The 22,096-nt window shown below is 74.0% G+C and carries 14 protein-coding genes; 3 read left to right on the top strand and 11 right to left on the bottom strand.

Features of this window, described 5'->3' with window-relative positions:
- The first annotated feature begins 1 nt into the window (after position 1).
- Together BIV23_RS38205 and BIV23_RS38200 are read left to right on the top strand one after the other, a co-directional pair.
- Positions 2-1,345 (top strand): MFS transporter, encoded by a 1,344-nt coding sequence (locus BIV23_RS38205; RefSeq protein WP_071385590.1) that lies wholly within the window; start codon positions 2-4, stop codon positions 1,343-1,345.
- 30 nt (positions 1,346-1,375) lie between these two features.
- Positions 1,376-3,760 (top strand): M28 family peptidase, encoded by a 2,385-nt coding sequence (locus tag BIV23_RS38200; RefSeq protein WP_071385589.1) that lies wholly within the window; start codon positions 1,376-1,378, stop codon positions 3,758-3,760.
- 96 nt (positions 3,761-3,856) lie between these two features.
- Here the strand turns inward: BIV23_RS38200 and BIV23_RS38195 are convergent, their stop codons facing one another.
- The 10 genes from BIV23_RS38195 to BIV23_RS38150 all read right to left on the bottom strand — a co-directional run bounded on the left by BIV23_RS38195 (position 3,857) and on the right by BIV23_RS38150 (position 17,394).
- Complete coding sequence (locus tag BIV23_RS38195) at positions 3,857-5,146, bottom strand: diaminopimelate decarboxylase (RefSeq protein ID WP_071385588.1); 1,290 nt, start codon at positions 5,144-5,146, stop codon at positions 3,857-3,859.
- The gene (locus BIV23_RS38190; protein WP_071385587.1) at positions 5,143-5,892 is read right to left on the bottom strand and encodes a B3/B4 domain-containing protein; all 750 of its coding nucleotides are present in this window, start codon (positions 5,890-5,892) and stop codon (positions 5,143-5,145) included. The genes BIV23_RS38195 and BIV23_RS38190 overlap by 4 nt, the downstream gene beginning before the upstream one ends.
- Positions 5,883-6,905 carry a fatty acid desaturase family protein gene (locus tag BIV23_RS38185; protein ID WP_143079198.1) on the bottom strand — a complete coding sequence of 341 codons (1,023 nt, stop codon included), beginning with the start codon at positions 6,903-6,905 and terminating at the stop codon, positions 5,883-5,885. Before BIV23_RS38185 ends, BIV23_RS38190 begins: the two co-directional genes overlap by 10 nt.
- Before the next feature lie 26 nt (positions 6,906-6,931).
- On the bottom strand, positions 6,932-7,873 hold the full coding sequence (locus BIV23_RS38180; RefSeq protein ID WP_071385603.1) for a GNAT family N-acetyltransferase: 942 nt from the start codon (positions 7,871-7,873) through the stop codon (positions 6,932-6,934).
- A 47-nt stretch (positions 7,874-7,920) separates the two neighbouring features.
- Positions 7,921-8,928, bottom strand: coding sequence for a TauD/TfdA family dioxygenase (locus BIV23_RS38175; RefSeq protein WP_079173662.1), 1,008 nt, complete (start codon positions 8,926-8,928; stop codon positions 7,921-7,923).
- Positions 8,925-9,917 carry a TauD/TfdA family dioxygenase gene (locus BIV23_RS38170; protein ID WP_071385585.1) on the bottom strand — a complete coding sequence of 331 codons (993 nt, stop codon included), beginning with the start codon at positions 9,915-9,917 and terminating at the stop codon, positions 8,925-8,927. Before BIV23_RS38170 ends, BIV23_RS38175 begins: the two co-directional genes overlap by 4 nt.
- Before the next feature lie 33 nt (positions 9,918-9,950).
- Positions 9,951-13,286 (bottom strand): non-ribosomal peptide synthetase, encoded by a 3,336-nt coding sequence (locus BIV23_RS38165; protein ID WP_071385584.1) that lies wholly within the window; start codon positions 13,284-13,286, stop codon positions 9,951-9,953.
- A 34-nt stretch (positions 13,287-13,320) separates the two neighbouring features.
- Positions 13,321-13,539: an MbtH family protein gene (locus BIV23_RS38160; RefSeq protein WP_071385583.1), complete on the bottom strand. Its 219-nt coding sequence runs from the start codon at positions 13,537-13,539 to the stop codon at positions 13,321-13,323.
- A 155-nt stretch (positions 13,540-13,694) separates the two neighbouring features.
- Positions 13,695-16,079, bottom strand: a complete 2,385-nt coding sequence (locus tag BIV23_RS38155; RefSeq protein WP_218161909.1) for a LuxR C-terminal-related transcriptional regulator — start codon at positions 16,077-16,079, stop codon at positions 13,695-13,697.
- 253 nt (positions 16,080-16,332) lie between these two features.
- Complete coding sequence (locus BIV23_RS38150; protein WP_071385581.1) at positions 16,333-17,394, bottom strand: aminotransferase class I/II-fold pyridoxal phosphate-dependent enzyme; 1,062 nt, start codon at positions 17,392-17,394, stop codon at positions 16,333-16,335.
- Between the two features lie 256 nt (positions 17,395-17,650).
- On the opposite strand from BIV23_RS38150, the gene BIV23_RS38145 reads away from it, so the two are divergent.
- Entirely contained in the window at positions 17,651-18,232 is a 582-nt protein-coding gene (locus BIV23_RS38145) for an HD domain-containing protein (protein WP_071385580.1), read from the top strand.
- Positions 18,233-18,287: 55 nt separating this feature from the next.
- Here BIV23_RS38145 and BIV23_RS38140 read toward each other — a convergent pair.
- Positions 18,288-22,096, bottom strand: a 3,809-nt coding sequence (locus BIV23_RS38140) for an SDR family NAD(P)-dependent oxidoreductase (RefSeq protein WP_143079197.1), incomplete at its 5' end; no start/stop codon positions are given.

The raw sequence follows: 22,096 nt of genomic DNA, 5'->3' as shown, positions 1-22,096 counted from the left end.
CGTGGGGCTGCTCAGGTCGCGCTTCGCGTACGGGTACGGGCGGCTGTGGGCGGCCACCACCGCCTCCGGGGTCGGCGACGGCACGCGCACCGCGGCGCTCGCCCTGTACGCGGCCACCCTCACCCACGACCCGTTCGCGGTCGCGCTGGTGGCGGTGGCGGGGAAGCTGCCGTGGACGTGTGTGGGCCCGTTCGCCGGCGCCCTGGTCGACCGGCTCGACCGGTGGCGCACCCTGTGGATCTGCGATGTGGCCCGAGCCCTCGTCACCGGTTCGCTGGTGCTGGTGATCCTCACCGGCCAGGCGGGTGTCACCGTGCTCGCCGTCGTCTCGTTCGTGCTCACCTCGATCACGACGCTCGCCGAGAACCTGTCGCAGGCCGTCGTGTCCGACGTGGTGGGCGACGGCTCCCTGGAGTCGGCCAACAGCCGCCTGATGGGCGGCCAGTTGGTGAGCAGCGAGTTCCTGGGGGCTCCGCTGGGCACCGCGCTGTTCGCGCTCGGCCACCCGGTTCCGTTCGCCCTGGACACCCTGTCCTTCGCCGTCTCGGCGGTCCTGGTGTGCAGCGTCCGGCTGCCCGGCGCCCGACCCGCGACGCCCGGGGACGGCGGGCTGACCGCGCGCGCCGTGGTGTCCGAGACGGCCGAGGGCATCCGCTGGCTGTGGCGTCATCGGGTGCTGCGTACGGTGTGCGTGCTGGTCGGCGCGCTCAACTTCGCCGTCGTCGCCGTTCTCGGCATCGCCGTCCTGTACGCGCTGAACGTGCTGCACATCAGCCAGCGCGCGTACGGCATGCTCCTGGTCGTCCTCGCGGTGGGCGGCCTCGCCGGGGCGCTGCTCGCCCCCCTCGTCACCCGGGCCCTGGGCCGCGCCCGCACCCTCCAACTGGCCCTCGCCCTGTGCCCGTTGCCGTTCCTGATCGCCGGCACCACCTCGCACCCGCTGCTCGCCGCGGGAGCCCTGGCCTTCGTCGGTGCCGCCATCTCGCTGGCGACGGTGGTGACCACCTCGCTGCGGCAGGCGCTGGTGCCCGCCGACCTGTTCGGCCGGGTCAACGGCGGCTACCGGTTCGTCGTCAACGGGGTGTCGCCGCTGGGCGGCCTGGCCGGCGGCGCGCTCGCCGGGGTGGCGGGGCTGCGCGCGCCGTTCCTGTTCGCCGCTGCCCTGCTCGCCGCGGCCACCGTGACGGCGCTGCTGCGGCTGTCCCCGGCCGCCCTCGACGCGGCAGGGCAGGACGCGGGAGACGAGCGCGGCGAGCACACCGTCACACGGCCGCCGCGCGCCGCGCACGCCACGCGCGCCGACGCGGCGGCGGGCGAGCGGACCGAAGCGCCGGAACGGACGTGAGTGTCCCCATGACAAGGAAGCAGTCGACCGATGGCCGATACCCGTACTGACCCGGCGGACCTCACCGCCCTCCGGGCCCCGCGACCGTCCGTGCCCGGCCCGCACAGCCCGGCACGGACGGTGCGGGTTCTCGCCCGTCTCCTGGTGCCGGTACTCGCCCTGGCCGCCGCCCTCGGCGGCGTGCTGTGGACGAGCCTGACACCTGCCCCGGCGCCGACGTCCGCGCCGGTGGACTCCTTCTCCGCGGCGCGCGCCTACGTACACGTCGCCGCCGTGGCGGGCAGCCCGCACGCCACCGGCACGGCGGAACACGACCGGGTACGCGACGAACTGCTGCGCCGGCTCCGACAGGTGGGGCTCGACGCCCGGATCGAGCCGGGCACCAGCAGCGCCACGGGGCACGGCGCGGCCGTCGCCGCCTGGACGCAGAACATCAGCGCCACCCTGCACGGCACCCACCCCAGCGGCCGGTTGCTGATCGTCGCCCACTACGACTCGGAGAAGAACAGCCACGGCGCGTCCGACGACGGCATCGGCTTCGCCACCCTCCTGGAGGTGGCCCGCGCCCTGAAGGCGGGCCCGGCACCCCGCAACGACATCACCTTCCTCATCACCGACGGCGAGGAGCCCGGCCTGCTCGGGTCCCGCGCCTTCGTGGCCCGCGACACGGCAGCGGCGGCCTCCACCGTCGTACTCAACCTGGAGGCCCGCGGCACCTCGGGCCGGACGGTGATGTTCGAGTCGGGAACCGGGAACGCCGCTCTGGTCCCGGCACTCGGTGACCGTCCTGCGGTGGCCACCTCGCTGTCCGACGAGGTGTACCGGATGCTGCCCAACGACACCGACTTCACCGTGCTGCGCAAGGCCGGTATGACCGGTATGAACTTCGCGGTGATCGGCACCTCCGCGAACTACCACACCCCGCAGGACGACCTCGCCAACTTCAGCCGCGCGAGCCTGCAGGACATGGGCGACACCGTCCTGGCCGCGGCCCGCCGGCTGGACGGCGCCGACCTGCGCAGCGCCCGGCACGCGGGCCGGGCGACGTACTTCACCCTGGGACCGGTCCTCGTCCGCTACCCGATGGGTCTGGTGCTGCCCGGCGCGGGCCTCGCCGTCGTCGTCCTGGGCGCCGCCCTCCGGTACGCGGTCCGACGCGGCGCCCTGCGGCCCGCGAGGACCGCGACGAGCGCGGCCGCGCTGGCCCTCGCCCTGCTGGGCACGGCCGGCGCGGTGAGCCTGGTGTGGCCCGTCGCGACGTGGCTGCGGCCGCAGTGGACCGGGTTCGCGCTGGGCAGCCCCTACCGGCCCGGACCGCTCCATCTGGCGGCCGTCCTGCTGACGGCGACCGCCCTGTGGGTGTGGGCGGTGGTGCTGCGCCGCCGGGCGACCGCCCTGGAGGTGAGCGCCGCGGCGACCGTGTCGCTGACCCTGTGCGCGGTGCTGACCGCCGTGTGGCTGCCGGGTGCCTCGTACCTGTTCCTGTGGCCCGCGGTCACCGGGGCGGCGGGCCTCGCGGCCGCGGCCCGCGCCGGCTCCGGCTCGGTGTGGCGCGGTGCCCTCGCCACGGCGCCCCTGGTGCCGTGCGCGGCGCTGCTGGTGCCGGTGGGCGTGCTGCTCTTCGACACCGTGCCCGTCGCCCTCGCCGCCGCCCCGGCGCTCCTGCTCGCCCTCGCGTTCGCCCCCGCGCTGCCCGCCGTGCCCGGCCGGACCCGGCGCCGGTGGGCCGTCGGTGCCACCGCGCTCGGTACGGCCGGTGCCCTGTCCGCGCTCGGCGTGGCGGTGCTGTCCGGCGCGCCCACCGCCTCCCGGCCCGCGCAGGTGAGCCTCGTCTACGCCCTGGACGCCGACACCGGCCAGGCCCGTTGGGCCTCCAGCGGTGCGGGCAGCTCCAGCTGGCTGGACCACTACGTCGGCACCGCCAGGGGCTCCGTGGAGGACGTCTTCCCGTCGCTGGACCAGCCGGCTCGCTGGCGCACCGGCTCCGCGCCCGCCGCGACCGTCCCCGTCCCCGTGGTGAAGGTCGTCGCCGCCACACGCACGGGCGACGTCCGCCGCATCACGCTCTCCGTGGCCGCCACGGGCCCGCGGGCCGCCGAGATCGACCTGTACGCGGACGCCGGCGGCGCCACCGTGGTGCGGGCCACGGCCGCCGGGCAGCGCATCCCCGGCGGCGTCAACCGGCCTTTCGCGCACGGCGGTTGGTGCTGGGGGCTGCTGCTGGCGGCGCCGCCCGCCGGGCCGGGCACCCAGGTGCAGCTGGAGGTCCGCGGCACGCAGCCGTTGCGGCTGCGCGCCGTCACCCAGACGCCTGGGCTGCCCGAGGGCACCCTGAGCGTGCCGCGCCCGGCCGCGGTGACCTGGGCCGCGGACAACGCGGGACTGACCCTGGTGTCCCGCCGCTACGTGCTGTGAACGGCGGCGGCGCGGCCTCGACCGCGCCGCCGCCGGGCATGAGGAAGGCCCCGGATCACCCACTCCGGGGCCTTCCTCATGCCGCTGCCCGGTCCGTCACAGGCCCTCGGGGATGCGCTCGTTCACGATGACCTGCTCGATGCTCTGGCGGGCCCGGATCAGGTCGAAGCTGCCGTCGGCGCGGCGCAGCACCTCGGCGGCCTCCGGGTAGGAGTTGAAGTTCTTCATCGACATCGAGGAGCAGTAGCTGCCCGCCCGCTCGACGACCACGTAGTCGCCGATCTCGGTGCGCCCCAGCGCAACCGGCGCCAGCTGCTCCTGCTTCGCGGTGAGAATGTCACCGGCGATGCAGCAGTGGCCGACCACGTTGAACTCCTCGGCGTCGTCGGCCGGCCGCTCGACGTCGCCCGTGGCGGGGACGGACACGATGGGGTGCTGCACGCCGTAGTACGACGGGCGGGCGATCTCCGTCAGACCGCTGTTGATCTTGAGGAAGGAGTTGCCGTTCGCGCCGGTGTCCGTCTTGTCGATCACCTTGGTGACGAGCGAACCGGCCAGCGCCGTCAGGTAGGTGCCGGGCTCCACCTCCGTGTGCAGCCGCCGGCCGGTCTCCTCGGCGAACTGCTTGAGCTCGTCGGCGACGACCCGTGCCCACTCGGTGTGGTCGTAGACCGGGTCGCTCCGCAGGGCCGAGACCCGGTAGCCGCCGCCGAGGTCCAGGGTGTGCACGTCCTGGAAGTCACGGGCGAAGGACAGCATCGTGCGCACGGCGTCGACGAGGATGTCCCAGTGGTGACCGGAGCCGATGTGCGACTGGAGCCGCACCAGGCGCAGACCGTACTGCTCCACGATCTGCTTGACCTCGGGCAGCTGCTCGTGCCAGATGCCGAAACTCGACTGCGGGCCACCGCTGTTGAGGCGTCCGACCAGGCCCGAGCCGAAGCCCGGGTTGATGCGGATCGCGACCTCGCCGCCCGGGTAGGCGCGACCGTACTCCTCCAGCTGGTGCAGCGAACCGGCGTCGAACTGCAGGCCCTGGTCGATGAGTTCGCGCAGGTTCTCGTCGAACACCGCCTCCTGCGCGGTCATCGAGATCCGCTCCGGACCCACCCCGGCCAGCACCGCACGGCGGGCCTCCCACACCGAGCTGGCGTCGAAGGAGAATCCCTGGCGGTCGAAGAGCCGGATGATCGCCTGGCTGGGGCACGCCTTGAGGGAGTAGCGCACCGTCAGGCCGAAGGCGTTGGGGAGGGTGGACATCGTGGTGGCGGAGGCACGCACGGTGGCCTCGTCGTACACGAAGACCGGCGTGCCGAACTGCGCGGCGACGGCGCGCACGTCCTCCGGCTCAAGAAACTTCAGCTGCTCCATTGCGACCTCGCTCATGTCAGGCTCATTCCTCGAAGGTGGGTCAGAACAGGGGTCAGGGGCGTGCGTGCCTCGATCACGGCGCGCGAGACCTCGCGCGCGTGCGGGGTCACGAGCGCGGCAAGGTCGTCCTGGGCGCGGACCATGAGGGCGTCGGGGACCGCCGCGCGCGAGACGCGCTCGAGCAGGAAGACGACGTCCCGGGAGTCCTCGGTGACCTTGCTGATGTCGGAGTCACGGTGGTTCCAGTGCCGGGTCAGCACCTGGCTGCCCTGGGCGTACACCACCTCGCCGGGACCCGGGTGCTCCGCGCCGTCCGTGCCGTCCGCGCCGAGCGGCACGAACACGTCGCCGTCGACCGCGTGACGGATCGTCACGGGGCCGCTGAGGCGGGCGAGGTCGAAGGCCCCGGCCGGCAGCGCGTGGCGCACCGAGACCAGGTTGTACGCGTCGACGGCCGGGTTGATCCGGGGCAGGCGCCCCGTGCGCCGCAGCCGTCGGATCAGCGCGTCCACGCTGGGGCGGCTGCGGCGCGGGTTGGTGCCGAAGGCGCGGTACGCGGTGAACCAGGAGGCGATCGCCGGGTGCTGCTCGTCGGGCAGGTCGTGGAGGCCGGCGGACACCTGCTGCTCCAGCGCCGCCGTCTCCCGTGCGGCGTCCGGCCAGGGCACGTCGCCCGCGAGGCCGCGGGCGACGACGAACCGCACCTGTGCCTCCGGGTGGGCGGCCAGGACGTCCGGGTCGAGCGCGAAGGTCACGTCCATGGTGTGCTCCCGGGCGGCGTGAGGGGGGAGGGCTCGGCCACGATCCGGCGCCGGATGCGCAGCCGCCCGGCGAAGCCCTGTGGGTCGTCGGCCGTCAACTTGTCGTGCAACAGCCGAAGTTGGTGGTGCGGAGCGCCGGGCCACAGGTGGTGGACCGTGTGGTAGCCGTCGCTGTGCGGGTGGATGAGCCGGCGCTGCAGCGGACCGAGGTTGGTGACAGTGGAGTCGAAGACGGTGTCCGCGTCGTGGTAGCTGTGCTCGCTCGACTCCCCGATGAACCGCAGCACGGGGAGCACCAGCGCGAACCCGGCCAGCCACACCGCGGCGGCCGTCACCGCCGCACCCGTTCCCCACAGCAGGGCCGCGGGGAGCACCGCCACCGCCGCCGCCCAGGCGACCGGGAGCAGCAGCGCCGGCAGATCCGTGGACGTGGACCGGTACCAGCTGCGCTGGTGGGCCGCGAGCCGCACGAGCAGCGAACGGGCGTACCGCGTACGGCTCGTGCGGTCCAGGCCCGTGATGTCCAGCTCCGCGTAGCGCCGCAGGTCGGGGTCGTCGTCGGTGCCGAGCCTGCTGTGGTGCAGCAGGTGCTCGGCCCGGTAGCGGGCGATGCGGATGCCGGTGGGCAGCCCCGCGAGGACCGTCGCGCACCGGTCGTTGGCCCTGCGGTGGTGGCGGCTCCAGTTGAAGTGGCTGGCCTCGTGGACCAGACATTCCAGCGCCCGTATCTGGCGGCCCGACAGCACCAGGGCGGCAAGGACCACCAGGGTCCCGGCGGCGGCCCGCGCGGGACCCGCCCACCAGCCGGGCCAGGCCGCCGCCAACACCCCCGCGATCAGCACGAGTTGGTCACCGGCGGCGACAGCCGCCGTGACGGCGAGGCGGGTGCGGTGGGCCGCGCGCACCGCGGGGCGCACGGCGGCGGGCGCCCGGTAGCCGCGGGCGTAGGGCCGGCCCGCGGGCCCTGGGGGGCCCGGGCGCGCCCTGCGTGGCGAGGCGACGGTCTGCGTCATGATGTGCTCCAAGAGGACACAGCGGATCAGTCGGCCGGGGCCGAGAAGAGCATCCGGATCTGGGTGTTGCGGTAACCGGCACGGGCGAAGGCCGCCGCCATCGGCGCGTTTCCGGTGTCCGTGGTGGCCGTGATCAGCTCGGCGCCGCGCTCCGCGTGGCTCCGGGTGATCTCGGCGAGCAGCTCGTCGACGTGGCCTCGGCCGCGCAGTTCGGGAACGACTCCCAGGTAGCCGACGTTCGGGCCGTACGGAGTGGCCGAGGGGATCGCGAACCCGGCGACGGCGCCGTCGCCGGTGCGCGCCAGGCGCCACCAGGAGCGCTCGCCGGGGCAGCCGAGGTAGAACTCCAGCTCCTTGCGGGCGGTTGCCGCCGGGCCGTGCGCCGCGAGGTTCTTGCGGGTCTCGGCGTCCAGACTGCCCTCGGCGACCCGGCGGAACACGTCGAGGAACGCCTCGTCCGGCGCCTCCTCGAAGACGAGCCGCCCCGCGGCGGCGGGCACCCCGATCTCCGGCGTCCACTCCAGGCGCAGCCGTTCCACCTCCTCGGTCAGCCCGGCGGCGAGGGCCGCCTCACGGCGCCAGGCCAGCGCGGCCGACACCTCGGCGTCGTCGCGCCAGCCGTTGGGCAGCGTCAGGTTGTACAGCGGCGGCTGCGCGGCGCCCGCCTCGGCGAAGGCCCGGTGCCCGGCGCGCAGCAACTCGGTGGCCAGGCCGACCCGGTCGTCCACCGACGGCGCCACGTGCAGGCAGTCCAGGGCGACCGGATGCTCGCTCGTGGCCTGGCCCCACCACAGTGCCCGCGCCACGATCTCGCCGTCCGCCTCGGCGATCCACGACCACTGCGGCCGGTACATGCCCTGGGCGAGCTCGTCCCGGTAGCGGTCGGCGGGGATCCAGCTGATCGGATCCTCGACGGTGAAGGCGGTGACGCGCTCGAGGTCGGCGTCGGTGGTGGGGCGTGGCTGCATGGTTCCTCCGGTGGTGCGGATGGTGCGGTGACGGCCGGCGGCAGCCGTCATCGACCGGCCGGCGACTCGGTGTACAGGTCGGACATGGCGACGAGGATGCGGCGGTCCCCGCGGAACGGCTCCCGGGCGTGGGTGGCGAGGAAGTTGTCCACGACGAGCACGTCGCCGCGCCGCCATGTGAAGGACACGGCGGCCTCCCGGTACAGCGATCGGATCAGCTCGGCGACCTCGTCCTCGATAGGCGCGCCGTCACCGTAGTAGGCGTTGCGGGGCAGACCCTCCTCGCCGTACTCCTCGACGAGGATCTCGGCCACCTCCGGCTCCACGTTGGAGAGGTGGAACAGATGCGCGTGGTTGAACCACACCGTCTCGGCGGTCCGCGGATGCCGTGCCACGGCCTGCCGCACCGACGTGGTGCGCAGCCCGTCGCCGCCGGTCCACTCGAAGTCGGTGCCCGACTGGCGGCAGTACGCCTCCACCTCGGCCCGGTCGGTCGTCTGGAAGGCCTCCTGCCAGGACTCGTTGACGTCCGGGCCGTAGTTGCGCACGTACCGCACCCCGTGCCGGGTGAAGCGCTCCCGCACCTCGGCGGGGATCAGCGGGAACACCCTGCGCTCACTGGCCACCGGTGTGGCACCGCCCACCGGTGCGGGCAGATCGCCGTAGAAGTACAGCAGGCTGGGCCAGTTGTGGGAGTACGACATCTCGTGGTGGAACGGGATCCACTGGTCCTCGCCCAGCTCCGTCGAGGTGAACACCTTGTCGGCGACCTCGGTGCGGGTCGCCGCCCGCTCCAGGTAGCCGAGCAGTTCGGGGGAGAAGGCGCGGGCCGCCCGCCCGAACTCCTGCGGGTCCGCCACGTCGAAGCCGCGCAGCAGCACGGCGCCGCACCGGTCCAGGGCCGTCCGCAGCTCCTCGCGCCGGCCGGCCACCCACCCCGGCAGGGCGAGGCCGGGCTCGCGCGCCTCGATCTCGAGCAGGAACGGCTCCTCGTGCAGCGGACGGACGGTGACCGCCGCGTCGGACAGTGCCGAGGTCACATCGGTGAGCGTCATGCGGGCACCTCGTCGGCGTCGATGGCGTCGGCCATGGCGGTCAGGATCCGTCGCGGGCCTTCGAACGGCTCCCGGGCATGCGCGACCAGCATGTTCTCCACGACGAGGACGTCACCCGGCTCCCAGTCGAAGCCCGTCGTCTCCGCCGTGTAGGCGGCCCGCAGCTCGGCGAGTGTCTCGGCCTCGATCGGGGAGCCGTCCCCGTAGTACGTGTTGTAGGGCAGGTCCTCCTCGTCCAGCGCCTCCAGGAGGCCCGCACTGACCTCCTCGTCCAGCGACGTCACGTGGAAGAACAGCGCGTGGTTGAACCAGCTGCGCTCCCCGGTGACCGGATGCCTGCGCACCGCGGGCCGGGTCTGCACGGTCCGCAGATGGTCCTCGTCCACCCACTCGGGGGTGATGTCGGCGCGCGCGCAGTAGTCGGCGACGTCCTCGGCCCGGTCCGTCTGGAACGCCTCCTGCCACGGCAGGCTGATGCCGGGCAGGTAGTTGCGCACGTACCGCACGCCCAGGCGCTCGAACCTGGCGACGGTCTCCGGGCGCAGCCGCGCCAGGATCCTGCGCGAGTCGGCGAGCGGGGTGCGGCCGCCCCTGGTCGCCGCCCGCTCGCAGAAGAAGACGATCCGCGTCGGCCACCTCGAGGTGTACGACTGCTCGTTGTGCAGCAGGATCGGCTGGTCCGCCGGGTACTCGGTGGACGTGTAGACGCCGTCGGAGACCTGGCTGCGCGGTGAGGACCGCTCCCCGTACGCGAGGACCTGCGGCGACAGGGCGTCCATCACGGCCCGGAAGTCGTCGGCGCCGCGCACGGCGAAGCCGCGGAAGAGGACGGCCCCGGCCCGCCGGGCCAGCGCGTCGACCTCCTCGCGGTGTTCGGCCACCCATGCCGACAGCGACGTGTCGGGGCGTGCGCAGCGCACCAGCGCCGGCAGCGAACGGCCCTCCCATGCCTGGCTGACGGCCACGCCGTCGCGCAGTTCAACGGTCATGCTGAAATCTCCCTCACGATGGGTGGCGGCCGGTCAGCGGCGCAGCGCGCCGCGGTCGATCTTCGGGATCGAGGCCTGCTCGGCCGGCTTCCCCGGCGCGGCCGCCCGCTTCGCCTCGACGGCGTCGGCGAGGCCCGCGAGCGTCGGAGCCTTGAAGAACTGGCCGATCTGCAGCCCCACCCCGAACTCCTTGCGGATGCGGGAGATCGCCCGGATCGCGAGCAGCGAGTGCCCGCCCAGGGTGAAGAACGAGTCCGTCAGACCGACCCGCTCCACCTCCAGCAGCTCCGCGCACAGCGCGGCCAGCCGGATCTGCACATCGGTGACGGGCGCCACGAACTCCGCTGCCGCGGCGGGTCGTTCGTCCGAGGGCCGCGGCAGCGCCGCCACGTCGACCTTCCCGTGCGCGCCGGTCGGCCACTGCCGCAGCACGAACACCTGGGCCGGGACCATCGCGTCGGGCACCCGGTCGCGCAGGAAGTCCCGCAGCTCGGCCGCCGGCGCCCCGGCGTTCGCGGCGCCGTCCGCGTGCTCCGCGTCCGCCGTGACGTAGCCGATCAGACGCGGGCCGGCACCGGTACGGTCCACGGTGACAAGACTGCCCGTCACCCACGGGTGCTCGCGCAGCACCGCCGCGACCTCCGCCGGCTCGACCCGGTTGCCGCGGATCTTGACCTGGTCGTCGGCGCGGCCGAGGAACTCCACGGAGCCGTCCGCCAGCAGGCGGGCCCGGTCCCCGGTGGCGTAGAGCCGCCGTCCGTGCGCGAAGGGATGCGGCACGAACCGTTCGGCGGTCAGCGCCGCGCGGCCCGCGTACCCGCGTGCCACCTGCACCCCGCCGAGGTACAACTCACCTGCCACGCCCAGTGGTTGGGGCCGCAGGCGCGAGTCGAGGACGTACACCTCGGCGCCGGGCACCGGACGCCCGATCGGTACGCGCCGCGGCACGGGCCGGGCGACCCGCCCGGAGGTGACGTCGATGACGGCCTCGGTCGGCCCGTACTGGTTGACGAACTCGGCGTGGGCGAACCGGTCCAGGACACGGTCCGCGAGCCCGGCCGACAACTCCTCGCCGCCGCTGAGCAGCAGCCGGAGCGAGGGATGCGCACCCGCCGGGGCGTTCGCGAACTCCTCGAGGAGGGACGGCACGAAGTGGCAGACGGTCACCTCGCGGCGGTCGATCAGCTCCCGCAGGTACTCCAGGTCACGATGCCCGCCCTCGCGGCACGCCACCACCGTGGCGCCTGTGACCAGCGGCAGCAGCAGCTCCCACACCGCCACGTCGAACCCGAGCGGCGCCTTGCGCAGCACCCGGTCGCCCACGCCCACGGACAGCTGCCGCTCCATGCCCGAGAGCCGGTTGACCAGACCCGCACGCGTGGTGAGCACGCCCTTGGGACGGCCCGACGTGCCGGACGTGAACAGCAGATGAGCACCGGCGTCCGGCAGATCGGCGACGGCGGGCGGCCGGTGCCCGGGACGGGCCGCGACCTCCTCGCCCGTCACGTCCACCACGGCGGCGCCCGGCAGCAGCCGCCCCAGCTCGTCGGTGGTCAGGACCAGCCGCGGTGCCCCGTCCTCGATCAGCTGCGTGAGCCGCGCCGGCGGATAGCCCGGGTCGAGCGGCAGCACCACCGCGCCGGCCTTCAGCACCCCGAGCACGGCGGCCGCGAGCGCGCCGCCCCGCGCGCACAGCACCCCCACCCGGTCCTCGGCGCCGACGCCGCGTGCGGCCAGCAGGTGTGCGACCCGGTTGGAGAACACGTCGAGCTCGCCGTACGTCAACGACTCGCCGTCGTCCTCGACGACCGCGACCGCGTCGGGGCGGGCATCGGCCTGCGCGGCGAACCGCTCCGGCACCCACGGGCCGGTCAGCGCGTCGGTCGCCGCACCCGACAGGTCGCGCACGAGGTGCTCGCGCGCCGCGTCCGTCAGCACCTCCAGCTCGTCCAGCGGGCGGTCCGGAGCGTACGCCGCCGAGGCGAGGAGCGTCTCGAACGCCGACGCCAGAGCCGTCGCGGTGGAGCGGTCGAACAGCTCCGTGGAGAATTCCAGACGGCCGCTGAGGCCGCCGTGCCCGTCCGGCGCCAGCTGCACCGACAGGTCGCAGCGCACCGTGCCGATCAGTGCGGGCAGCGCCTCGCAGTCGAGGCCCGGCATCGTCAGATCGGGTGCGGGCGTGTTGTGCAGCGCCAGCCAGTGCCGGGCGATCGCCGTCTGCCCGGACGCGTCGCGCCCCGACTGCAGCTCCGCCACGATCCGTTCGAACGGCACGTCCTGATGCGCGTACGCCTCGGTGCACACCTCGCGGGTGCGCCGCAGCAGTGTACGGAAGGTGTCGCCGTCCTCGATGCGCACCCGCAGCGGCAGCGTGTTCACGAAGAACCCGACGACGTCCTCCAGCTCGGCGCGCCTGCGCCCCGCCACCGGAGTGCCCACCACCACGTCACGCCGGCCCGCGAACCGGCCGAGCACACTTGCCCAGGCCGCGGTCAGCGCCATGAACAGCGTCGCCTGCCCGCTGTCCGTCAGCGCCCGGACAGCCTCGGTCAGCGGCCGGGCCAGCGAGAGCGGCACCGTGTCGCCCGCGTAGCTCCGCTCCGCGGGACGCGGCCGGTCGGTGGGGATCTCGGTCGCCTCGATCCCCGCCAACTGCTCTTTCCAGTAGGTCAGTTGCTCGGCGATGACGCCCTGTTCCAGCCAGCCGCGCTGCCAGGCCGCGAAATCCGCGTAGGTCAGGGGAAGTTCGGGCAGGGAGGGCTCCTGTCCCTGTACCAACGCGGAGTACAGCACGCCCAGTTCGCCCATCAGCAGCCCGAGGGACCAGCCGTCGACGGCGATGTGGTGCACGGACAGCACCAGTACCCACTCCGGCCCGGCCGCGTCGGAGATCTCGAGCAGCGCCGCGCGCAGCAACGGCGGCGTCGACAGGTCGAAGCCCTCGGCGGCCGCCTCCCGCACCCGGTCCGCCACGGCGCCGGAGGGAGTGGACCGCACCGGCACCTCCACCTGGACCGTCCCGGCCCCGTGGATGCGCTGCTCCAGGACGTCGCCGTCCTCCACCACACCGGTGCGCAGTACCTCGTGCCGGTCCACGAGCAGCGCGACCGCGCGGCGCAGCACCGCCACGTCGAGGGCGCCGCGCAGCCTGAGCGCCCCGGAGCCCACGTACATCGGCGACCCCGGCCGCAGCTTGTCCACGAAGTACAGCCGCTCCTGCCCGAACGACAGGGGCGCCCGGGACAGGTCGCCGGTGCGCCGCGTCACCTGGCCCGCGTTCCTGCCGATGCCGTCCGCGTCCAGCAGCTGGTCGAGCAGTCGCCGCTGTTCGGCCGAGAGCTGAGCTCCCTGGGGAAGCTGGGTCTGCATGAGTCCTCCAGATGTCGATGAGGCGTCGGCGGCCTCAGTTGCCGCTCGCCTGCTCCATCGCGCGCCGCAGGCTCAGCGGCCGCATGTCCGTCCACACCTCGTCGATCCGGGCCAGGCACTCCTCGCGCGGCCCCGTGGTGCCCTCGGCACGCCACCCCGGCGGCAGGTCGGCGTCGGCACGCCAGATCGAGTACTGCTGCTCGTCGTTGACGACCACCGCGTACGCGACGGCGGCGCTGTCCTGGTCGCTCATGTGCTTCCTCCGTGGTGATGGGGAGGCCCAAGCCATGACCGCCCCTCCCGTGTCCGGACCGTCCCAACCTGAACCATCCGGCCCCTGCTTGTGGTGTCGGGAGATTTCCCGACCCCGGTCCGCGCGGGGACCACCGTCCGCCGGACGGCCCCCGCTCAGGAGCCCACGGCCACACCGAGCCGGTCCGAACGGCCCACCATGGCCGCCACTTCGGCCCGCGACTGGACCTGCAGCTTCTGGAATATCCGCCCCAGGTACGTCTCCACGGTCTTGTGGCTCAGCTCCAGGACGCGAGCGATCTGCTGATTGGTGCGGCCCGCGCTGACCAGGAGCGCCACCTCCTTCTCCCGCCGGCTCAGCCCCTCCAGCGCCACCGTGGTGCCGCCCGCCGCGTCGTCCGCCGGCCGCCGCCGGCCGGGCAGCGCGGCGCCGCCCGCTCCCGCGGCGGTCTCCCGGCGCAGCCGCAGCGCCTGCTCCCGCAGGTGCTCGCTGTCCGTCGCCGCCGCGACGGCCTCGGCGCACGCGGCGTGCCGCGCGGCTCCCGCCTCGTCGCCGGTGTGCCGCTGCAGGGCGCTGAGCGCCATCGCGAACAGCGGCACATGAGGGGTGAGGCGGCGCGTCTCGGCGATGCGCAGCCCCCGCTCGTAGTGGGTGCACGCGGCGCCGGGCCGCCCCAGGGCCGCCTCGGCGGTCGCCAGCCAGTACAGGCCCTCCAGTTCCCCGGCGACCTCGCAGTCCGGCGCCGCGTCCAGCAACTGCCGGGCAGAGAGCGCGCGTTGCTCGGCGGGACCCTGCTGGTCGCCCCGGACGGCCGCCACCGCGAGCTGGGCCAGCAGCCTGCCGCGCAACGCGGCGGGTGCCCCCGCGGGTATCGCCGGTTCGCCCTCGTCCTCGCCCGCTCCCTCGCCGGTCGACGGCACCGGGCGGCGGGTGTGCAGGGTCAGCTCGATCACCGCATGCCGCACCTCGTCCCGCAGCACGCTCCCCGGCGCCAACTCGCCCAACAGGGAGTCCAGTTCGGCGTGCGCGCGGTCGGGGCGGCCGAGCAGCCGGTACGCCCGCGCCCGCCACTGTGCCGCCTCCACCCGCAGCCCTGTCTCCTCCGCGCCGCTCTCGCACAGCGGCCCCAGCGTGGTGAGCGACGCGGTGAGCCGGCCGGCGAGCGCCAGCGACTTGCCGAGCAGCAGCTGCTCGCGCGGCTCGGTCCCGCCGCCCGCCCGCGACGCCTGCGCCGCCCTTATCCAGGAGACGGCCTGCGCAGGGTCCTGCCACAGCCGCCGCGCCGCCGCGTCCCAGAGCACCCGTGCGCCGCTCTCGTCCCGCAGCGCGGCGCCGCGCTCCAGGTGCCGCGCCAGGTGCGCGGACGAAGAGCCGGGCCGGTCCAGCATCCGTGCCGCCTGCGCGTGCGCCCCCAGCAGCCAGCCGGGGCCCGCCGACTGGTAGGCGGCCACCCGCAGCAGCGGATTGGCGAATCGCAACTGCCAGGCCAGCTCGTCCGGGCGCAGCAGTTCCTCGTGCATCAGCTCGTCGAGGGCCCGCCACAGTGGCGCGTCGTCGACCTGGGCGATCTCCTTGAGGTCGTCGGGGGCGAACGGCTCGTGCAGCACGGCGGCGGCGCGCACCACCTGCCAGCCTTCCGCACTCAACGAGCGGAAGTCGCGCAGGACGTCGGCGAGCAGGTCCGGCGGCAGCGGCGGGACCCAGGCGCCGGTGAGTCCGGGCACTTGGCGCAGTCTGGCGAAGGCGCGCAGCAGCCCCGGGTTCCCGCGGGACTCGTCGAGGAGTGTCTCGCAGTGCACCCGGCTCAGGTCCTCCGGGAGCAGGGCGATCGCCTCCTCCTCGGTGAGCGGCGCGGGCCGCACCCGCAGCACACCGCCGCGGGCGGAGCGCCGGGCGGGCATGTCGTGCAGGGTGGGATCAGCGGGCCGGTCCCGGCTCGTGAGGGCGATCACGACCGGACCGTCGACGGGGTGTTCCCGCAGGTGGCCGAGGAGTTGCAGCGACGCCCTGTCCGCCTGGTGCACGTCGTCCAGGGCCAGCAGCAGGGGTCCGTCGGCGGCGAGCGTCCTCAGCAGGGCCCGCATCGAGCGCCAGATCCGGTACGTGTCCGCAGGCACGGGAGGAACGACGTCGCGTGCGGTGGCGGCCAGCACCGGGAACAGCGGCGCGAGCCAGGCGGCCTGGCCGGAGCCGTGGCCGTCGAGCCGGTCGGGGTCCAGGTGCTCGACCAGGTCCTCGAGGGCCTCGACGAACAGCCCGAACGGGGCCTGGGCCGTTGCAGGCGAGGCCGCGCTCGCCGCGACCGTCCAGCCGTGGCCCGCCGCGGCCGAGCACAGGCCCTCGAGCAGGGTGGTCTTGCCGGACCAGCGGTCGCCGGTGATCTCCACGACGTGCCCGCCGGCCGCTCCGGCCGCGTCGAGGCCGAGCGCTGTGACGATCTCCTTGGCGCTGCGGGCCGGAAGCGGTGAGGTACGAGTAGGGGACGGGGACGTCCGTTGCGAGCTGAGTTCCATGAAGACCGCTTCCAGCGTTTCTGCCACAGAGGCGACGGGCGATCAGGGTGATCAGGCGGGGAAGGAGCGCACGCGTGACCGATCCACGGATGCTAGCCACGGCACGCGGCCCGACCCGGAAAGCTCCGGCGGATCTCAAGGAGGCCTGGGTCCGCGGTGCAGCGACACCGGCCGGGCACCGCGGTCGGCTGTACCGGGATTCAAGTGATGCTTGGCCGGGCGGCGCCACTCTGATCCCGGACGGCCCGCCCTCCTCCGCCCCCCGTCAGGAGGGCGGGCATCACGCGGTGAAGCCGTGCAGCGACGCCTCGAGACGGGCCAGCTCCTGGGCGCCGGGGGCGAGAACGCGCAGACCCCGCACGCGGCCCGGCTCATCGTCGAGCAGCAGACGGGTCGCGATCCCGTCGGCCAGCAGATGGGCGTGCAGACGCTCGGGCCGCTCGTCGTGGACGAAGCGGTAGTGGACCGGCACGCCGGTGACGACCGCGTCCCCGAAGTGCCCCACCAGAACCGCCTCGAGGCGGCGGGCGTCCTCGCGGGCACCCGCGAGCGCCCCGTCGATCCAGCCGGTGTCACCCAGCGCCGCACAAGCCACGTGGGCGTCGTACGCGGACAGCGGCCACTCGGGCAGCCGCCGCGCGACCAGCTCGCGCAGCGTCTCGTCGGCCGACCACAGCGCGCCGGTGCGGGTACCGGCGATGCCCAGCGGCTTGCCGGGCGAGGCGAGGACGGCCAGGTTGCGGTGGGGGAGCGTCATCGCGGACTGCCGACGGTCACCCAGGTAGTCGACGTACGCCTCGTCGACGATCAGCGTGCAGTGCGGGTGCCGGGTCAGCAGCTCGGCGAGCGCGTCGCGCGGCACGGTCAGGCCGAGCGGATTGTTCGGGTTGGAGAAGACCACGAACGCGTACCGGCGCATGGCCGAGTCCAGGCGCCGCACCCGCAGCTCGACGGTGTCCCGCTCGCCGACCGGCGGCGGCAGCTGACGGGACCACCTGCGGATGGTGCCCGTGTAGTCCGGGGTCAGTGCCGCCGAACGGTCCGCCGGAAGCAGCGAGGCGAGCACCGACAGCGGCTCACTGATCCCACGGGTGATCACCAGCTGACGCGGGTCCGTACCCAGATACGCGGCGTAGGCCGCACGGAAGCGGTCCTCGACGCCGTACGGATGGACGGTGAGGGACGCCGGGTCGAAGGCGGCCGCGGCCGCGCGCGCCGCGGGCGAAGGCCCGGAGCGGGTGACGCACGTGCTCAGGTCCAGCACCCCGTCGAGCCCGGACGGCAGATACCGCAGATCCCCGCCCGAGTGCTGGGACGCCTCGGCATACGTGAGCGTGGTCAAGAGAGCCTCCTGCTGAACCGATGCGGTACGGCAGGCCGTCGCACCTGCCCGGGAAGCGCCCTGGCCCGGAAGCCGCGGGCCGGCCGGGACCGGGTCCACGGCGCGAGTGGGAGCGTCCTACCCCCGACTCGAGCTGCGCTCGGGCGCGCGTGGGAAGACATCAAATACCCAACGGAAGACGCCCGTTCTGGAAGGAGGCTGGGATCCGGCTCGAACCGGCGCGCGGCTCGGCCGCCCGCGCGCCATACTCCCCGCCATGCGACTCCCCGACACACCCGTCTGCGTGGCCGCTCTCGACGTGGCGTCCTCCTACTGCTCGCCCGCGCTGCTCAACCACTGCGTGCGGTCCTACATCTGGGCGGCCGCCCACGGCACCGCCCGGGGCGTCCGGTTCGACCCCGAACTCCTGTTTGTGGGCGCCATGTTCCACGACATCGCCCTGGTGCCCGAGTTCGACAGCCACACGGTCGGCTTCGACCACGCCAGTGCCCACGTGGCCCGGGTCTTCGCCCTGGGCGCGGGCTGGCCGCCGCCCCGCCGCGAGCGTCTCGCGGAGGTCGTCCTGAGCCACATGCTGGACGAGGTCGACGTGACGGTGGACCCCGAGGGCCATCTCCTGGAGCGTTCCACGAGCCTGGACATCTCCGGTCGCTACCTCGACGACTTCTCCGCCGCCTTCAGGTCCGAGGTCCTCGGCCGCCATCCGCGCGCCGGCATCGCTGAGGAGTTCCTCGCCTGCTTCCGCGCCCAGGCCGAGCGCAAACCGGACAGCTCACCCGCCGCGGCCCTGCGCGACGGCATCGCCGACCGGATCCTCGGCAACGAGCTGGACCGCTAGACCCGCGTTCCGGCCGTGGCGGCCGTCGCCGATCGGCGACGGCCGCCACGTGCACTCATGCGTCGAGCGTGAGCCCGCCGGAGAAGGCCGCGGCCGCCAGCTCCAGGGCCATGGCCGCCGGGTTCTCGATCGGTGCCGAATGCGCGCCCTCGATGCTCCGCATCACGAACGTCCCCCGGGTCAGCGCGGACCAGCTCTCCATCGTGCCCGCGGGCAGCACGGGGTCGGCCGTGCCCGACACCGCCGTGATCGGGATGTCCAGCGGACCCCTGCGGTCGGCACGCAGCATGAGCTGATGCCGGTTCCACATCTCGGAATCGTTCCGCAGGTTCTCCAGGTAGCGGCCGAAGACCTCCTCGCTGGCGAGGATCTCGTCGGGCAGCACACCCCGGAACACCTCGAGCAGGGTCTCGGGCGCCTCCGTGTCCCACCGTGTCGACACCTCCTGGAACCGCTTGAGCGGCTCCGGCACCTCGCTGAACGGCGGCAGCGCACAGGCGACCACGAGGGACAGTTCCGGTGCCCCCACCCTGCTGCTCAGCCGGTGGGCGAGTTCCCATACTCCGTACGCGCCCTGGCTGTGTCCGTACAGGACGGTCGGCGCGTCGAGACGGTCCGACATCTCGGCCACGACCCGGTCGACGAGGATGTTCACATCGGTCACCGGGGACTCCCCGCTGTGTCCCTCACGGCCGGGAACCCGGATGCCGAGCAGTTCCACGTCCTCGGGAAGGTGCGCGATGAGCGGCACATGGGCGCTGGTCGTGCCCCCCATTCCCGCCAGGCACAGGATCCGCGCCCTGGGGCGTGGCGCCGGCTTGAGCACCCGCACCAACGGGTCGTGCGCGGCCTCGGCGACGGGCCCTCGCCGCCCGGTGAGTTCGCCGACCAGGTGTTCCGCGACGGCCGCGCAACTGCCGTGCCGGAACAGCACGTCGGTGGCGAGCGGCAGTCCGGTTCGCCTGGCCAGTTTGCCGCGCAGGCCGACCGCCGTCAGCGAGTCCATCCCGAGCTGCTGGAGAGGCTGTTCGGCCGGGATGCCGGCCACCCCGAGAGCGGCGGCGGCCTCGAGGCGGACCAGCTCCAGCACCGTACCGAGCTGCTCGTCCCGGCCCATGCCCGCCAGCCGCTCCGCGAGCCCGCTCTCCCGGCGCCTGCCGGACATCTCGGCGCGCGCCTGCGGGATGCCCAGCAGCAGCGGACGCCGCCTGGCGACACAGAACGCGGGGGTGAAGCGGGACCAGTCGATGTCGGCCACCCCCAGCGCCACCCGGTCCGTGCCGAGCACCAGGTCCAGTGCACGCAGTGCGCGGTCCGGGGGCATCATCCGCAGACCCCGTGCCCGGAGCTGCTCCTCGGCTTCCGCCGTGACCATGCCGCCGTCGGCCCAGCCGCCCCAGTGCACCACGGTGGCCGTGCGACCGCTCGCCACCCGGTGCCGGGCGAGGGCGTCCAGCGCGGCGTTGCCGGCCGCGTAGGTCGCCCCGCCGCCCGCCCCCCACAGGCTGGCGCCGCTGCCGTAGAGCAGGAACGCGTCCAGCGACCGGTCGCCGAGCAGTTCGTGCAGGTGCCAGGCGCCGGACACCTTCGCGGAGAGTTCCTCGACGACCTGCTCCCCGGCGAGCTGTGCCAGGAGCGCCGTCCGGGAGAACCCCGCGAGGTGTGCGACGACCGTCAGCGGCGGGCCGTCCGCGTCGATACGGTCGATCAGTTCGGCCACCTGCCTCCTGTCACCGACGTCGCAGGCGGCCGTCACGACCTCGGCCCCGGTCGCCTCCAGTTCCTCGCGGCATTGGGCGGAGACCTCGCCGGAGCGGGAAGCGAGCACGACGCGCCGCGTCCCGCGTTCCGCCAGCCAGCGGGCGAGCCGCTGACCGAGGGCACCGGTACCACCGGTGATCAGAGCGGTGCCGCTGGTCGCCCACCGCGGTCGCGGTGCGGGTGTGGCACGACGCAGCCTGCGCACGTACCGGCCGTCGGCGCGGAGCGCGATCTGGTCCTCGTCGTCACCGGCGAGAACGGCGCGGACGAGTTGCCCCGCCCAGTCCGGGTGCGGCTGTTCGGGCAGGTCCGCGGTGCCGCCCCAGCCTTCGGGGCGTTCCAGTGCCGCGACCCGGCCCAGTCCGTTGACCAGGGCCTGCTCGGGACGCGTGACCGGATCGGCCTCGTCCACGCCGACAGCACCCCTGGTGACCAGCCACACCGGGGTCCGCGGATGACGTGCTCCGAGTTCCTGCAGCAGTCGCACGGTGCGCAGGAAGCCCTGCCGGCTGCCGTCCTCGTCCAGTGGCGTCAGGATGATCACGCCCTGCGTCGCCGCAGGCAGGGAGGCCAGGTCGGTCGGATCCGGGCCGGCCCGGTGCGTGCCGGCACCTGCCTCGCGCAGGGCCGTCACCAGCTCCGTGGCCGGTGACCCGGGGTCCCCGAGGACGGCCCATACTCCGTGTGCCGGTGCCGGTGCCGGTGCCGGTGCCGGCTCGGCGAGCTGCCAGGTTTCCTCGTACAGCCAGTCGGCGATCTCGGCATGCTCGTCGCGGCCCTCGTGCCAGCGCCGCAGCAGCGGGAGCAGGTCCACGACACTGTCCCTGTGCTGCCCGGACGCGCCGAGCAACTCGGCGATCCGGTCCGCCTCGCCCGCTCCGACGGCATCCCAGAACCGTTGGTCGGTCGTGCCGCGGCGCGCGGGTTCCTTCCAGTAGCGCTGCCGCTGGAACGCGTAGCCGGGCAGGCCGGCCAGGCGTCCGTCGGGGACGGCCGCCGACCAGTCGATCGCGACGCCGTGCGCGTGCAGGGCACCCAGGGTGCGCTGCAGCCGGTCCAGGCCGCCGTGGTCGCGTTCCATGGCCGACAGGACCACCACGTCCTGGGCGGCGCCGCCGTCGGCCAGCGGCATCGCCAGCACGGGGTGCGGACTGACCTCGACGAACACGGTGTACCCATCGGCGATCAGCTCGTGCTGTGCGAGGTCGAGCCGGACGGGTTCGCGCAGGTTCCGGCACCAGTAGGCGGCGTCCAGCTCCTCGCCCGCGGCGCGGCGGCCCAGCACCGTCGAGTACAGCGGGATCCCGGACGGGCGGGGACGCAGCGAGGCGAGCTTCTCCCGCAGACCGGGCAGCAGCGAGTCCATCTGCGAACTGTGCGACGCGCAGGCGGCGTTCAGCTTCCCGCACATCACATCCTGGTCGTCCCAGGCGTAGAGCAGCTCTTCCACGGTCGCGCGATCGCCCGAGACGACCGTGGATCCCGGGGTGTTCACCGCGGCGACCGAGACGGCGTCGCCGTAGGGGGCGAGTGCCGCCTCCACCTCGGACACCGGGAGTTCCACCGTCGCCATCTCGCCGTCGCAGGACAACGCGGCCAGGGCCATGGCGCGTTCGGCCACGATCCGGGCGCCCTCCTCCAGGGTGAGGGCTCCGGCGACCACGGCGGCGGGAATCTCGCCCTGGCTGTGTCCGACCACGGCCTGCGCTTCCAGGCCCAGATCCCGCATGGCCGCCGCCAGGCCGAGGTACATGGTGAACAGCACCGGCTGGGCGACATCCAGACGGTCCCACGCGATGCGGTCCTCGTCCTGGAGCAGTGCGAGGACCGACCAGCCGGTCCAGGGGCGCAGGGCCTCGTCGCAGCGGGCGACGGTGTCGGCGAAGGCCGGGCTCTCGGTGAGCAGACGCCGGGCCATGCCCGGCCACTGCGAACCCTGGCCGGGGAAGACGAACACGACCTTGCCCGGCCGTGCCGTGGCAACGGTGACCGACGCGTCCGGCCGGTCACCGGCGATGGCGGTCAGGCCTTCGACGACAGCGGACAGACCAGGTCCGGACACCGACGCGCGTTCGGCGAAGTGCTGGCGGTGGCGGGTGGTGG

The sequence above is a fragment of the Streptomyces monashensis genome (assembly GCF_001866665.1).
In the GTDB taxonomy this organism is placed as follows: Bacteria; Actinomycetota; Actinomycetes; order Streptomycetales; family Streptomycetaceae; genus Streptomyces; species Streptomyces monashensis.
The sequence above is the reverse complement of the archived record's forward strand: the minus strand, read 5'-3'. Positions and strand labels throughout refer to the sequence as shown.

Coding starts and splice junctions, on each gene's coding strand:
- BIV23_RS38200 (WP_071385589.1), top strand. CDS start 1,376: ATGGCCGATACCCGTACTGACCCGGCGGACCTCACCGCCCTCCGGGCC.
- BIV23_RS38195 (WP_071385588.1), bottom strand. CDS start 5,146: ATGAGCGAGGTCGCAATGGAGCAGCTGAAGTTTCTTGAGCCGGAGGAC.
- BIV23_RS38190 (WP_071385587.1), bottom strand. CDS start 5,892: ATGGACGTGACCTTCGCGCTCGACCCGGACGTCCTGGCCGCCCACCCG.
- BIV23_RS38185 (WP_143079198.1), bottom strand. CDS start 6,905: ATGACGCAGACCGTCGCCTCGCCACGCAGGGCGCGCCCGGGCCCCCCA.
- BIV23_RS38180 (WP_071385603.1), bottom strand. CDS start 7,873: ATGCAGCCACGCCCCACCACCGACGCCGACCTCGAGCGCGTCACCGCC.
- BIV23_RS38175 (WP_079173662.1), bottom strand. CDS start 8,928: ATGACGCTCACCGATGTGACCTCGGCACTGTCCGACGCGGCGGTCACC.
- BIV23_RS38170 (WP_071385585.1), bottom strand. CDS start 9,917: ATGACCGTTGAACTGCGCGACGGCGTGGCCGTCAGCCAGGCATGGGAG.
- BIV23_RS38165 (WP_071385584.1), bottom strand. CDS start 13,286: ATGCAGACCCAGCTTCCCCAGGGAGCTCAGCTCTCGGCCGAACAGCGG.
- BIV23_RS38160 (WP_071385583.1), bottom strand. CDS start 13,539: ATGAGCGACCAGGACAGCGCCGCCGTCGCGTACGCGGTGGTCGTCAAC.
- BIV23_RS38145 (WP_071385580.1), top strand. CDS start 17,651: ATGCGACTCCCCGACACACCCGTCTGCGTGGCCGCTCTCGACGTGGCG.